Source organism: Oceanobacillus sp. B139/18 (assembly GCF_055524595.1).
The window spans coordinates 211,072-226,112 of sequence record NZ_JBVFXI010000003.1 but is presented as its reverse complement, the minus strand read 5'-3'; the positions used below and the strand labels follow the sequence as shown (position 1 = coordinate 226,112).

12 protein-coding genes are annotated in these 15,041 nt (G+C 40.4%); all 12 read left to right on the top strand.

Features of this window, described 5'->3' with window-relative positions:
• Positions 1 to 75 precede the first annotated feature (75 nt).
• The 12 genes from ACZSMY_RS11530 to ACZSMY_RS11475 all read left to right on the top strand — a co-directional run bounded on the left by ACZSMY_RS11530 (position 76) and on the right by ACZSMY_RS11475 (position 14,933).
• Positions 76 to 1,515: an L-fucose/L-arabinose isomerase family protein gene (locus tag ACZSMY_RS11530; RefSeq protein ID WP_465147795.1), complete on the top strand. Its 1,440-nt coding sequence runs from the start codon at positions 76 to 78 to the stop codon at positions 1,513 to 1,515.
• The gene (locus ACZSMY_RS11525) at positions 1,512 to 2,684 is read left to right on the top strand and encodes a diphosphate--fructose-6-phosphate 1-phosphotransferase (RefSeq protein WP_042530244.1); all 1,173 of its coding nucleotides are present in this window, start codon (positions 1,512 to 1,514) and stop codon (positions 2,682 to 2,684) included. The genes ACZSMY_RS11530 and ACZSMY_RS11525 overlap by 4 nt, the downstream gene beginning before the upstream one ends.
• A complete protein-coding gene (locus tag ACZSMY_RS11520; RefSeq protein WP_042530246.1) occupies positions 2,665 to 3,399 on the top strand; it encodes a GntR family transcriptional regulator in 735 nt (244 codons plus the stop codon). The genes ACZSMY_RS11525 and ACZSMY_RS11520 overlap by 20 nt, the downstream gene beginning before the upstream one ends.
• A 14-nt stretch (positions 3,400 to 3,413) precedes the next feature.
• The gene (locus ACZSMY_RS11515) at positions 3,414 to 4,277 is read left to right on the top strand and encodes a class II fructose-bisphosphate aldolase (protein ID WP_042530248.1); all 864 of its coding nucleotides are present in this window, start codon (positions 3,414 to 3,416) and stop codon (positions 4,275 to 4,277) included.
• A 46-nt stretch (positions 4,278 to 4,323) separates the two neighbouring features.
• Positions 4,324 to 5,754: an aldehyde dehydrogenase family protein gene (locus ACZSMY_RS11510; protein WP_465147846.1), complete on the top strand. Its 1,431-nt coding sequence runs from the start codon at positions 4,324 to 4,326 to the stop codon at positions 5,752 to 5,754.
• An 86-nt stretch (positions 5,755 to 5,840) separates the two neighbouring features.
• Positions 5,841 to 6,740, top strand: coding sequence for an AEC family transporter (locus tag ACZSMY_RS11505; protein ID WP_465147794.1), 900 nt, complete (start codon positions 5,841 to 5,843; stop codon positions 6,738 to 6,740).
• 227 nt (positions 6,741 to 6,967) lie between these two features.
• Entirely contained in the window at positions 6,968 to 8,470 is a 1,503-nt protein-coding gene (gene glpK / locus ACZSMY_RS11500; protein ID WP_042530256.1) for a glycerol kinase GlpK, read from the top strand.
• 312 nt (positions 8,471 to 8,782) lie between these two features.
• Positions 8,783 to 10,444, top strand: a complete 1,662-nt coding sequence (locus ACZSMY_RS11495) for a glycerol-3-phosphate dehydrogenase/oxidase (protein ID WP_332094384.1) — start codon at positions 8,783 to 8,785, stop codon at positions 10,442 to 10,444.
• Positions 10,445 to 10,560: 116 nt separating this feature from the next.
• Positions 10,561 to 11,559, top strand: coding sequence for a tetratricopeptide repeat protein (locus tag ACZSMY_RS11490; RefSeq protein WP_465147793.1), 999 nt, complete (start codon positions 10,561 to 10,563; stop codon positions 11,557 to 11,559).
• A gap of 83 nt (positions 11,560 to 11,642) precedes the next feature.
• A complete protein-coding gene (trxB, locus tag ACZSMY_RS11485) occupies positions 11,643 to 12,575 on the top strand; it encodes a thioredoxin-disulfide reductase (RefSeq protein ID WP_042530261.1) in 933 nt (310 codons plus the stop codon).
• Positions 12,576 to 13,098: 523 nt separating this feature from the next.
• Positions 13,099 to 13,986 (top strand): RNase adapter RapZ, encoded by an 888-nt coding sequence (gene rapZ, locus ACZSMY_RS11480; protein WP_084612854.1) that lies wholly within the window; start codon positions 13,099 to 13,101, stop codon positions 13,984 to 13,986.
• Positions 13,983 to 14,933: a gluconeogenesis factor YvcK family protein gene (locus tag ACZSMY_RS11475; RefSeq protein ID WP_465147792.1), complete on the top strand. Its 951-nt coding sequence runs from the start codon at positions 13,983 to 13,985 to the stop codon at positions 14,931 to 14,933. The genes rapZ and ACZSMY_RS11475 overlap by 4 nt, the downstream gene beginning before the upstream one ends.
• Positions 14,934 to 15,041 lie beyond the last annotated feature (108 nt).

Genomic DNA, 15,041 nt, shown 5'->3' with positions numbered 1-15,041 from the left:
AAAAAGCTGAGTTACTTTGAAGTTCAATTTCTAATTCAGTGTTTATAAAATGTTTTTGGAAAGAGGGGAAATTACATGGTTAATAAAATAGTATATATTCCAATTGGAAGAAAAACGTTTGATTTAAAAGCTGCTGAAGAGCAGAAGGAACAAAGCTCAAAACTCTTACGTGAATTGGCTGATACGTTAATAGAACCAAATGAGATTATTACGTCTACTGAAGATGTAATGGATTTTCTGAATACAGAGGATTTAAATGATATATCCTACGTTGTCTATCAACATGCAACTTTTGCTGATGCTGCTGCTGTGGAAGAACTGATTCAAGTAGTGAAAGCTCCGATTATAGTCTGGAGTGTCAGAGAGCCTAGTGTTGGCGGAAGATTACGGTTAAATTCTCTAACTGGAGGAAATGCAACCAGCCATCACCTAAAAGCTGCGAAACATCCGTATGTCTTTGTATTTGGCAATGCAGGAGAATTAAGAGTCAAAGAAATATTATCGAACTATCTAAATGGGGTTCAAGAAGAAAAGGAAAGAAACGTAAAAACAATTAATACCCTGATTGAAGTAAATACGAAACAAAAATCAGAAGTAGAAAAAGTTATTAAAGATCTTCAAAATATTAAAATTGGCGTTTTTGGAGATCATCCACCAGGATTCTTTTTCTCTGGTACAAATGAAGAAAAACTTGGAGAACAGCTGGGGGTTTCGGTGAAATTTTTTGATTTAAATGAAGCGTTTGAGAAATGTGTGGAGCTCCCGAAGGAAAAATGGATTGGAGCCATTGAGAGAGCTGAGAAGCAGGTGATTGGATTAAACAGATCTGATGAAACAGTAGAACGATTTGCACAATTCACCACCTATGTCAAAGAGCAAATTGATCAAGAGGAACTTACAGGAACAGCAGTACGTTGTTACCCGGAATTTTTCAATAAATTAGGTGCTGCAGCCTGCTCAACACTATCACAATTTACTGAAGACGGTATCGTTTCAGCTTGTGAATCGGATATTCATGGGGCTATCTCGATGTCAATTCTGCAGCAGCTGTCAGGAGGAAGTGCTCCTTATTTAGGAGATATGGTACATGTTAATGAAGAAAGCAATTCTGTGGTATTTTGGCATTGCGGGGCAGGTGCATATTCTTTAGCAAATCCAAAAACTGGAGCACGTCCCGGGGTCCATCCAAATAGAAAACTGGGATTTACCATGGAATTTGGTTTAAAACCGGGAAAAGTAACTATTTTCAGAGTAAGCTATACACCGGAAGGATACCGCATGCTTATCATGTCAGGAGAAGCATTGGATACACCGCAGCGTTTTAATGGAACCTCTGTAGAAGTAGAATTGGGAACAAACGTAACAGATACGCTTTATGATTTAATGGATGAAGGATTTGAACCACATTACGCCCTTGTATATGCAGATATAACGGATGAATTAATCGAGTTGGGCAAACAGCTGAATATTGAAACTGTGGTATATAACAGTCGTTCGGAAGAAGTTCTTTCATGAAAAAGGTTGTTATAGGACAGGCAGGCGGTCCAACTTCTGTTATCAATGCAACATTAGCGGGTTTTGTAGAGGAAGTGATGGATGAATACAACCTTACCTTTTTACAAAACGGCTACGAAGGCCTGGTTTACGGAAATTTTTTGGATGGAACAGATGAAATAAACAGCTGGATTGTAGAAAACAAACATGTGCCGGGAGCCTGCCTTGGGTCTGGACGATTTCCTTTGGAAGCTGAGCATATCGAACAATGTGTTCAGCAATTAAGAAACATACAGGCAGATGCGCTTGTCGTAATCGGTGGTAACGGCACAATGGAAGCTTTAAGTAAAATTGAACAGGAAGCGGCAAATACAGGGTATGAATTACAAGTTATCGGGTTACCGAAAACAGTGGATAATGATTTGGGAGGAACGGATCATGCGCCGGGTTTTGGCAGTGCGGTAAGGTATGTTGCTCAATCAACCTTAGATATCAGCAGAGATCTTTATTCCATGAGAAATTTTGAACAGGTCCGAATCTTAGAAACGATGGGTAGAAATGCCGGCTGGCTGGCGCTGGCTACTGGATTTCTTCGCAGATATGAAGAGGACGGTCCGCATATCATCTTAATTCCGGAAAGACCTGTAAAAAAAGAAATATTCTTAAAAGAAGTTGATAAAATAATTCAGAAGAATGGTTGTGCTGTAATCGTAGTGAGTGAGGGGGTGAAATGGGAAGGAGCAGATCAAATTGAGAAGGAAGTTGTTGATGGCAGAAAGATACTTGGCGGGATTTCCTCAGAAATCGAGTTTTTAATAAAAAAGGAATTAAAGATAATGGCAAGAGCAGAGCTGCTGGGGATGAACCAGCGCAGTTCTTCCATGTCTGTTTCACCAGTGGACTATAAGGAAGCATCTCAAGCTGGAATTTGTGGGGGCAAATGGTTAAGAGAAGGCAAAAATAAAATCATGGTTTCCCTACAAAGAACGAAACAATTCGACTATAATATAAATAAAATACCAGTCGATTTGAAGGAAGTAGTTCAAGAGGGAGAAAGGTTGCTGCCGGATTATTTTATTGATAATCATCAGGCATATTATGAGTGGTTGACTCCATTAATTGGAGAAGACCTTCCTTCTTATCCTTCACCGATTCCTAGGAGAGATAGTTATGTCAGGGAGCCGTTTTGAGCCTAAAAAAGGCGAGGCATTGTATTTACAAGTGAAGAAAGAATTATATAAACGTATTCAGGAAGGTATCTGGAAGGCGGATACGCTTATTCCTACAGAGCAAGAATTAATTTCAGAATTTGATGTCAGCCGAACGACCATAAGACAAGCAATAAACTTGCTTGTTCAGGATAATTTACTTGAAAAGAAACAGGGACGAGGGACTGTTGTCCGGCCGCAAAATCTGGTAGGGCACTTGGGCAAGCTAAAAGGGTTTACAGAAGAAGCAAGAGAAAGAGGACAAATCCCTAGAGCAAAGGTTTTACGAAGCGAATTTAAATCAACGTTTTTTTTCGAAAAGGATATATTAGAGGTTTCTGAAAAAGATCCTATCCTGCTGGTGGAAAGAATCAGGCTGGCAGATGATATTCCAATAGCGATTGAAAGATCCTGCTGGCCAAAGGACATTGGAGAATTATTGCAGACACATAATCTGAATGAAGCGCATTACTATGAAATTTTAGAGCAGCATAATATTTATTTGAAGCGTGCAAAAGAAACCATCAGAGCAATTAACGCAACAATGGATGAAGCGGATTATTTAGGGATTCGTCCGGGGGAAGCTCTGTTAGAAATGACAAAAGTCAGCTATGGAATGGACGATCGTCCAATTGAATATACCAAAACAAGATATCGAAGCGATAAATATCAATATAGTATTGAATTAAAAAGATAGGGAGTGGACACAGCATGTCATTTATAAACGGAAAGGTAATGCTTCAGCATGCTTATGAGAATGGATATGGCGTTGGAGCTTTCAGTGCGCATAATGCAGAAACCATTTTAGGGATTTTAGAGGCGGCAGAAGAAGAACAGGCGCCAATTATGATCCAAGTGGGGCAAAAGGTTATTCAGACATTAGGAATGGAATCAATGAAAGCATTGATAGATATCTATGCAAAACAATTTACAATTCCGGTCGCTATCCACTTGGATCACAGCAGGAGTTTTGAGCAAACAATGCAGGCTGTTCAGCTTGGCTTTCAGTCTGTCATGTTTGATGGTTCTGCAAGATCTTTTGAAGAAAACAGCAGCATTACACGTGATGTCGTTCAGGTAGCAAAAGCGCTTCATATCGGTTCTGAAGGAGAAATTGGCAAAATAGGCGGAACAGAAGATGATATTTCTGTCGATGAAAAAGATGCCCTTATTACAACGACAGAAGAAGCAGTTGCCTTTGTAGAAGCAACAGACGTAGATTATTTAGCTGTTTCTATTGGTACTGCTCATGGGCTGTATAAACAAACACCTCAATTACGATTTGAGAGATTAGATGCTATTTCAAAGGCTGTTCAACGTCCCGTAGTGCTCCATGGAGGCTCAGATGTTCCTGATGAACAGGTTCAAAAAGCAATCCAATTAGGTGTTGCCAAAATTAATGTAGATACAGAATTGCGTCAGGCGTTTACAAATGGTGTAAAAGAAACTTTTAAACAGAATCCGGATGAAATTGTTTTAGCCAATTCATTAGGAAACGGAAAAGATTATTTAAAGAAAAAAGTTCAGGAAAAAATAAAGGTATTTGGAAGCAAAGGAAAAGCAAAGGATTTATAAGAAAACAAAAGATAGTAACCTTATGTTATGAAAGGATGATGTTATGATGAATAATGTATTGTTAAAAAATATCTATGGTCTTTTCATTGATGGAAAATGGACAGAGAGGGATAGAAAGCTTCCGGTTTTCAATAAATATTCACAAGAAGTGATTGCTGAAATTTCTGTAGCGGAAGAAAGCGATGTAACTGCAAGTGCTGCAGCAGCTAAAAAGGCTTTAAAAACACCATTTCCACCTTACGAGCGCTTTCATGTTTTAAAAAAAGCTTCTGAATTATTATTGGAACGAAAAGAGAGCGTTGCTAATGTCCTTGTTCAAGAAGTTGGGAAGCCTTTAACAGAATCAATTGGTGAAGTGGAAAGAGCGGCGTTAACATTGGAAGTTTCGGCAGAAGAAGCAAAGCGTATCCATGGAGAGGGAGTGCCAATAGAGTCAGCACCGGGTTCGGAAAATAGGAAAGCTTTGACAATAAAAGCACCAGTTGGGGTCGTAGCTGCCATCACACCATTTAACGTTCCTTTAAATCTAGTTTGTCATAAAGTTGGGCCAGGTCTTGCTGCGGGAAATAGTGTGATATTAAAACCAGCTGAAGAAACATCTATATCCGCGCTGTTGCTGGCGGAAATATTTGAAGAGGCTGGTCTTCCTGTCGGACGTTTAAACGTGTTAACTGGAGAGGGAGCAGAAATCGGTGAGTACCTGACCTCCAATCAAGAAATAAACATGTACACCTTTACCGGCAGCCCGAGCGTAGGTCAAATTATACGTGAAAATACTGGAATAAGAAAAGTAGCATTAGAACTGGGGAATAATTCAGCAACGATTGTTCATCGAGATGCTGATATTGAGATCAGTGCAGCAGCGGCTGCGCAAAAAAGCTTTAATAATGCCGGTCAGGTTTGTATTTCGGTTCAACGTGTTTTTGTGCATGAAGCCATTTATGAATCCTTTTTGGAGAAAATGATTGAAACAACAAAAGCTCTCAAGGTAGGTGACCCTGCGGATGCTTCAACAAATATTGGTCCAATGATTGCCGAAAAAGAAGCTGTCCGTGTTGAAAATTGGGTGGATGAAGCGATAAGCCAAGGTGCTAAGCTGCAGGTTGGCGGGAAACGCGACGGGGTTTTTTATCAGCCGACTATTTTGACAAATGTAAATCAGGAAATGAAAGTATGCAGAAATGAAGTCTTTGGACCAGTAGTTGCGGTAGATACGTATCATGATGAAGATGAAGTGATTGAAAAAGTAAATGATTCCGAGTATGGACTGCAGGCAGGGTTATTTACAAATGATTTAAGCTTTGTGATGAAAGCAGCCGAGAAGATTGAAGTAGGCGGATTGATTATTAATGATACTTCTGGTTACAGAGTAGACCACATGCCTTATGGCGGTGTGAAAAAGAGCGGCACCGGTAAAGAAGGTCCGAAGTATGCGATGGAAGAAATGACAGAGGAAAAATTAATCGTATTTCAATAATTACGTTAACGCAAGACGGATAACAGGGCTATTCTAAGCGGATAGCCCTGTTATCCATCAATAAATAAAATAAGCAAGGTGATCAAGTGTTTATTCTATCAATTATGCTACCTATTTTCTTTGTGTTTGTTGTCGGATACATTGCGCAGTCCTTTCTCAAGTTAGAAACTGTCATGATATCGAGATTGGCGATTTACATACTTGTTCCCTTTTTAGTTTTTCGTACCTTTTATTTACAGACGATTGATAGTTCCTTTATGTATTTTATTATTTTTTTACTTGGACTTTGCTTTTTGAGTATTTTACTCATTACTTTATTTACAAAGGTCTTGAAATATTCTGAGGAACAACGTTGTGGATTAATATTATCCAGTGCGTTTATGAATAATGGGAATTATGGTACGCCGCTAGTTCTCTTTTTGTTTGGGCCAGAAGGGATGAAGGTAGCCATTGTATTAATGGTTTTACAGCAATTACTAATGAGCACATTAGGAGTCTATTATGCGGCGAAAGGGAGTCCATTTAATGTAGGGAGCATAGATGCAGCAGGACAGATTTTGCGCATGCCGATGATTTACGGGGCAACACTTGGAATCGTATTTAACTGGTTGAATATTCCCTTGGGAACTTTAATGAAAGGGATTGATTTTATAGCAGATGCTGCAATTCCAGTGATTATGATTGCCTTAGGAATGCAACTAGCAAACATGACAATCAGAAAAGTGGATTGGAAATTACTTTCATTCAGTCTTTCTATGCGGCTGATGCTGTCTCCTTTATTAGCATTATTTATCGTATGGCAGTTGCCGCTTGATGAATTGACGAAGCAAATAATGGTTATTGTAGCTGCTACACCAACTGCTGCAAATACGACAATGTATGCTATCCAGTTTCGGGTACAAGAGAATAATGTGTCTGCTGCAACCTTGATATCAACAGTGCTGAGTCTGGTTACTGTTCCTGTTGTCATTTATCTAATGACCTAATTAATCTTAACTTTATAACAGATTAATTAGAAGGTTTGAAATTATTTACACCGCTTTCAATTTATTATAATGTATAAATAAATAGGATAAAGCATGTGCATAAGTAAAGCGCCTTCATCATGTGCCAGAATATCTTTTAAAAGATTATGGTTTTGTCTTTGTGAACTTTTTTTGATCCCTGTTTTATTTTAGTTTAGGAAGCTACATTAGAAAAGGAGGAATTTACCATGACCGAAAAATATATCCTATCCATTGACCAAGGTACCACAAGTTCTCGTGCGATTTTATTTAACCAAAAAGGCGATATTGTAGAAACGGCACAAAACGAATTTAAGCAATTTTTTGATAAACCGGGCTGGGTGGAGCATGATGCCAATGAAATTTGGACGTCCGTATTGGGATGCATAGCTCAAGTAATCAATAAAACAGGGATTGAGCCGAGCAGTGTAGAAGGAATCGGTATCACCAATCAGCGGGAAACGGCGATTGTATGGGATAAGCATACAGGAAGACCAATTTACAGGGCAATCGTCTGGCAATCACGTCAAACAGAAGGTATCTGTAAAGAGCTCAGGGAGCAGGGGTATGAGGACACCGTTCGTAATAAAACGGGGCTGCTGATTGATCCTTATTTTTCAGGAACCAAAGTGAAATGGATTTTGGATCATGTCGAAGGTGCCAGAGAAAAAGCAGAAGCGGGAGACCTTTTATTTGGAACAGTGGATTCGTGGCTGATTTATAAGTTTTCAGCTGGAAAAACACATGTTACTGATTATTCCAATGCTTCCAGAACACTGATGTTTAATATTTATGATTTAAAATGGGATGAGGAGCTTCTGGACATTTTTGATGTACCGAAATCCATGCTTCCGGAGGTGCGCCCGTCATCTGAAATTTATACCAACACAGTGGCGTATCATTTCTTTGGGGAAGAGATTCCGATTGCCGGTATTGCTGGTGATCAGCAAGCTGCTTTGTTTGGGCAAGCCTGCTTTGAAAAGGGAATGGCTAAAAATACGTACGGTACCGGGGGCTTCTTATTAATGAATACAGGAGAAAAACCGGTTAGTTCAGAAAATGGTTTGCTTACTACGATTGCATGGGGCTTGGGCGGAAAGGTAACCTATGCCCTGGAAGGAAGTATTTTTGTTGCCGGTTCAGCAATCCAGTGGCTCCGTGATGGTTTAAGAATGATTGAATCGAGTCCGGAGAGTGAGGACTTTGCAGGCAGAATTGATACCACAGACGGTGTTTATGTGGTGCCGGCATTTGTCGGTTTAGGAACGCCTTATTGGGACAGTGCAGCCCGCGGTGCTGTATTTGGATTAACCAGAGGAACAAAAAAGGAGCATTTTATCCGGGCAACGTTGGAATCACTGGCTTATCAGACAAGAGATGTGATGGAGGCGATGGCTGCCGACTCTAATATTGATTTGAAAACGCTTCGTGTGGATGGCGGCGCCGTAAAAAATGACTTTTTGATGCAGTTCCAGAGTGATATCCTGGATGTGACCGTGGAGCGACCGGTTGTTCAGGAAACAACGGCGCTTGGTTCTGCTTACTTAGCGGGATTAGCAATTGGGTTCTGGGAGAGCCAGGAAGAGATTTCACAGCAGTGGCAAAATGAGAAAACATTTAAAGAGGCAATGGATAAAGAAGAAAGTGAGCGCTTATATAAAGGCTGGAAGAAAGCGGTGGAAGCGACGCGTGTATTTAAATTAGAGGATTGATCGGCAAGCGCGTAGTAATATACCGGCTGTGCAATAGATAAAATCCGAATCGAGCAAGTGACTATACAATAAAAGTCATCTGTGTTAAGATATAATCAAGTTAATATAAAGGACGGAGAAGCAGGAGAGACCGCAAAGTATCTGGTGTATAGACACCAGTGCATTTGTGGTCTTTTTTATTGTGCTGGAAATGAAGCCGCCCGCCAATGTTCGTCGGGCAGATTCATGCTTTTCATCTGTATTTGATGAATAACCGTCTTCAATAAAGGGAATAAAAACAATAGATCATTACTGGGAGTGGGAGTGGAAATAATGCATAATTTTTCAAGTAAAGAACGTAAAGAAACACTAGGGGCCTTAGAAAGTAATCAACTGGATTTATTAGTTATCGGCGGCGGTATTACCGGATCAGGAATTTCTCTGGATGCTGCGACAAGAGGCCTGCGTACGGGCCTGATTGAAATGCAGGATTTTGCAGCCGGTACTTCAAGCCGTTCTACCAAATTGGTGCATGGCGGCCTGCGCTATCTGCAGCAATTTGAAGTGAAGATGGTAGCAGAGGTAGGAAAAGAACGTGCGGTTGTTTATGAAAATGGCCCGCATGTGACGACACCAGAATGGATGCTGCTGCCATTCCATAAAGGAAGTAATTTAGGACCGTTTACATCAAGTATTGGTTTGCGTGTATATGACTTTTTAGCAGGGGTAAAAAAATCAGAGCGTCGGGAGATGTTAAAGCCGGCAGAGGTATTAGAACGTGAGCCGCTTGTAAAAAAAGAGGAGCTTCGCGGCGGAGGCTTTTATGTAGAATATAAAACCGATGATGCACGTTTAACGATTGAAGTGCTTAAAAAAGCTGTGGAAAACGGCGTGAAAGCAGTCAACTACACCAAAGCAGTTGAATTCATCTATGAAGAAGGCAAAGTAGTCGGCGTTGTAGCCGAGGATCAAATCAGCAAAGAAAAGCATCCAATCTATGCAAAGAAAATTATTAACGCTGGCGGGCCTTGGGTGGATGATGTCCGTGAATTAGATGGTTCCAAAAAAGGAAAAACCCTTCATTTAACAAAAGGTGTCCATCTTGTATTCGATGAATCGGTCTTCCCGTTGAAGCAAGCAGTGTATTTCGATACACCGGATGGCCGAATGGTTTTTGCTATTCCGCGTGACGGCAAAACATATGTAGGTACAACCGATACCGATTATAAAGGGGATATTGCGCATCCGACGATGACAGAGAAGGACCGGGATTATATTTTAGATGCCATTAATTATATGTTCCCATCTGTTGGTATTGATGCAAGTAAAGTCGAATCAAGCTGGGCCGGCATCCGTCCGTTAATTGCGGAAGAAGGGGCAAGCAGTCCAAGTGAAATTTCCCGTAAGGATGAGATTTTCCAATCAGATTCCGGGTTACTTTCTATGGCAGGCGGTAAATTAACTGGTTACCGCAAAATGGGCGAGCATGTTGTCAATATGGTAGCAAAACAGTTAAAAGAAGAAGAAGGCATCCTATATACAGAGAGCCAAACGAAGCACCTGCCTATTTCCGGCGGAGAAGTCGGCGGATCCAAAGGCTTCAAGAATTTTAAAGCAGAAAAAGTCAAAGAAGGCAGCAGCCTTGGGTTATCAGAAAATGAAGCAGCAGAGCTGACACAGCGTTATGGCGCAAATGTAGATAAAATTTTTACACTATATAAAGAGAATAAAGAAGCAGCTGCAAAAGAAAACATCGAACCGGCAGTATTTGCACAGGTAATATATGCAATAAATGAAGAAATGGCATATAAAGCAGTAGACTTCTTCATTCGCCGCTCCGGTGCATTATTCTTCAACCGTCCATGGGTGGAGACGCATATGGATACTGTCCTGCCATTTATGGAAAAAGAGCTCGGCTGGACCAGGGAAGAAGCAGCAGCCTATCGAAAAGAACTCGAGCAGCTATTATACGAAACAACGCATCCAGATAAATAAATGAAGGAAACAAAAAATAAGATGCACGCCAGATCGTGCGTCTTATTTTTTATGGGAATCTGCTATATTCTATGGTATACTTTTCTCGACTGTCTTTAAGAACGGGGGATTGATTCATGTTAAGAAGGAAGAAAAAGAAGACAACTGCAAGTAACGTAACCCCATTTATTCCTGAAGGCGACTTTTACTATACAAAGGGTGTCGAAGCATTTAAGAAAAGGAAGTTTGACATTGCGATTAAATGGATTCAAAAAGCCATTGAGGACAAGCCTTATTTTCCTTTATATAAATGTCAGTTATCGATTATTTATACAGAAACCGGTGCTTATCATAAAGCCAATCAGCTGCTGACAGAAGTGCTGCAGACTGGAGAGTATATTGATTGTTATTATTTAGCTGCCAACAACTATGCGCATCTTGGATTGCTTCAAGATGCCAAAAAGTATGCGCAGATGTATTTAGATAAAAAACCAGAAGGCGACTTCAGTAATGATGCTGCGCAGCTTCTTGACTTCATTGAAATAGAGGATGAAGAGGAAGAAAATTTTTCTCTGGAGGATGAGGATGAACTGATTGTCCTGCAGGAGACTGCATTTTATCATATGGAGCATGATGAATGGGAAAAAGCAATTCCGTTTATTGAGGAGCTCATGGAAAACTTTCCGGAGCAGAAGCTGGCTGTCCATGATTATGCCCAGGCCTTATTCTATACAGGAAGAAAAGAACAGGCGATGCATATTGAAGAAGATATGCTCGTGGACTATCCCAACAATTTGCACAGCCATTTGAATTTAGCCCTGTTTTATTATGAAACGGGAGAGGCAGATTATCAGACGCATATCGACATTATAAACAATATTTATCCGATGCATGAAGAACAAAAGCTGCGGATTGCGGAAGTCTTTGCGAAAACAGCAAATTATGGTTTAGCTTATGAACGGTATCAAAATATTTCTGGGGAGCAAGCTAAAAGAAGAGCATCCTATTATAAATGGTATAGCATCACAGCTTATCAATCGGGGAACCCAAGCAAGGCATTGCGTTTATGGGAAGAGGGTTTGAAGCGGCATCCCAAGCTGTCAGAAGAAGAAGGGCCTTGGGCGATAAAAAAATGAGCAAAAAGATAGACGTTAAATCTTAATTTCATTACACTATACGGTGGAATAAGAATATTATAAGGATAAAGGGGCGGGATTGAATGTCCGAAGAGAGAATATATGATGTGATTATTGCCGGAGCTGGACCAGCAGGGATGACAGCTGCTGTGTATGCTTCACGGGCAAATTTAGATACACTGATGCTGGAACGCGGAATTCCGGGAGGCCAGGTGGCAAATACAGAAGATGTAGAGAACTATCCTGGATTTGACCATATTTTAGGACCGGACTTGTCGAATAAAATGTTCGATCATGCTAAAAAGTTTGGCGCAGAATATGCATACGGTGATATTAAGTCGATTGAAGATCATGGCAAATATAAAACCATTTATGCAGGAAAAAAAGTTTATCATACTAAAGCTTTGATTATTGCAACAGGAGCACAGTATAAGAAACTCGGCATTCCGGGCGAAGAAGAGCTTGGCGGGCGCGGTGTGTCTTATTGTGCCGTTTGTGACGGTGCTTTCTTTAAAGAGAAAGAACTGGTTGTTGTTGGCGGGGGAGACTCTGCAGTAGAAGAAGGCGTGTATCTGACAAGATTCGCAAGCAAAGTAACCATTGTTCACCGCCGTGATGAATTGCGGGCACAGCGTATTCTTCAGGATCGCGCATTTAACAATGATAAAATTGAATTTATTTGGGATACGATTGCCGAAAAAATTAATGGCCCAGAGGGAAAAGTCAGCAGCATTTCATTAAAAAATGTAAAAACGGATGAAGTATATGATTTCCCAACAAGCGGTGTATTTGTTTACGTCGGTATGCTTCCTTTAAATGATCCATTTACGGACTTAGGGATTACGGATGAAGAAGGATATATTCCTACATCTGAAAATATGGAAACGAAAATACCTGGTATTTTTGCAGCTGGAGATATCCGTGCAAAAGACCTCAGACAAATCGTTACAGCTACAGGTGATGGAAGTATCGCAGCGGAAACAGCAATTAAATATGTAGAAACATTAGAAGATTAATTAGCAAAATTGTCGTATTTTAGGAGATGCATAATACGATAGTTATTGGAAATTGTCGAAAATACAAATCATATCCATCTTTGGTTAGGATTTGTATAAAAAAATTAATCTATGGTAACTGCATCTTAACGTTGCTGTAACACGCATGAAACAATGAAAGGGTATTATAGAGTTAACTAATTGACCCCCTTTTAATAGATAGATTAGTTTTGGGACAGGTGACTCACCTGTCCATTTTTTTGTTTAAATGGAAAAAGGGAGAGTGTCTCAGCTGCGGCGAAGTTTCACAGGTCAGCTATATAAGAGAAGGGATATCTTCGTACCGGTGTTCGCAGCCCAAACGAAGGCATTCACTCAAAGGCTTGGCGAATGTCAGGTTTTCTAATATAATTGAACTAAGATGTAAGAAGCACGATAACAAGGGGCGGGCTGCTAAAACCTCAGATAACTTCTTTGGGGCTGCAGTACCTATACCTGTAAAAAGCAATTGTGTGTTGGAAGAGGACTGAAAGGGGAGAGTTTAGTGAATCAGGAAAAAGAAACAAAGCTCGTTATTATTACGGGGATGTCAGGAGCCGGAAAAACAGTTGCAGTGCAAAGCTTTGAAGATTTAGGTTATTATTGTGTAGATAATTTACCTCCTGCGCTTCTTCCCAAATTTCTAGAATTAATGAAGGATGCTTCGAACACCATTCAAAAAGTGGCGCTCGTCATGGACCTGCGGGGAAGAGAATTTTTTGATTCCTTATACAAGGCATTGGATGCAATCAGCCATACACCATGGATTCAAAGCCATATCCTGTTTTTAGATGCGGAGGATGAAACGCTGGTGACAAGATATAAAGAAACCAGACGCTCTCATCCATTAGCTGTCGGCGGACTGCCTTTAAATGGCATCCATCAAGAGCGTATTATTATCGATGAGCTGCGCGGCCGTTCACAGCGGATTATTGATACGTCAAAACTCAAGCCGAGAGATTTGCGTGAAAAGATTCTCCAATTGTACAAGGAAGAAAAACAAGAAGTATTTTCCACTCATTTTGTATCCTTTGGGTTTAAATATGGAATTCCAATTGATGCGGATTTAGTTTTCGATGTACGTTTTCTGCCGAATCCGCATTATGTATCTGCACTGCAGCCATTGACCGGACTAAATCAGGAAGTAAATTCCTATGTGTTTAAATGGTCAGATACGAAATTGTTTGTAGAGAAATTAAATGATTTATTCCGTTTTATGCTCCCGCAGTATAAAAAAGAGGGGAAGTCACAGTTAGTTATTGCCATTGGCTGTACGGGCGGACAGCACCGTTCTGTTGCTTTAGCCGAATACTTCTCCAAGCAATTCAGCGATGATTATATTACCCATGTCAGCCACAGAGATATTGAAAAGAGAAAGGCCAAAACCTCATGAGCGATCTCCCGAAAATAACAGCGATTGGCGGAGGGACAGGAATGCCGGTTTTGCTTCGCGGGTTGAAGGATTTGCCCGTAGATCTGACTGCTGTTGTGACGGTAGCAGATGACGGGGGAAGTACAGGAAGAATTCGTTCCGAGATGGAAATGCCGGCACCAGGAGATATCCGGAATGTGATTGCAGCTCTGTCTGATGCAGAGCCGATGCTTTTAGAGCTTTTTCAACATCGGTTTCAGCAGGGAAACGGGTTGACAGGGCATTCATTAGGTAATCTATTATTGGCAGCAATGACTTCCATGACTGGTAATTTTAATCAAGGGATAAAAGAAATTTCCCGGGTGCTTAATGTAAAAGGAAATATCTATCCGATTTCAAACGATAACATGTCTTTGCATGCGATTATGGAGGATGGAGAGATTATTCATGGGGAATCCAATATTCCTCTGTCCGGCAAACGGATTAAACGGGTCTTTCTAGAGCCGCAGCCGCTGCAGCCATTACCTAACGCTGTGGAATCAATTCAAAAAGCAGATTTAATCGTAATTTCTCCAGGGAGCCTTTATACCTCAATTATGCCGAATTTAATTGTTCCAGAAGTGAAGGAAGCATTATTAAATACAAAAGCAAAGATTGTGTACGTTTGTAATATCATGACACAATATGGAGAAACAACGAATTATTCTGCAGCAGATCATGTCCAAGCGATTCATGATCATGTCGGCGATGATTGTGTTGATTATGTGATTGTTCATGATCAGCCAATCGATGCAGAAACGCAGGAGATTTATAAAGAAGAACAGGCGTTTCCGGTAGTAGCAGATAGTTCCCGTTTAGAAGCGATGAATGTCCAGGTTTTTCCTGGTAATATTGTCGTGAAGCATAAAGATGGAACTCTCCGTCATAATAATGATAAAATAGCTAAAATGCTTTATAAATTTTTATAGTAGTGAGTGTTCAAAAAGTACGATGAAAAAGACAAGGAAGTCAGATTCAGCGGGGTATGCAGGATTATTCCGCTGAATACAGTTTCATTGAATAAACGTATCAAGGCG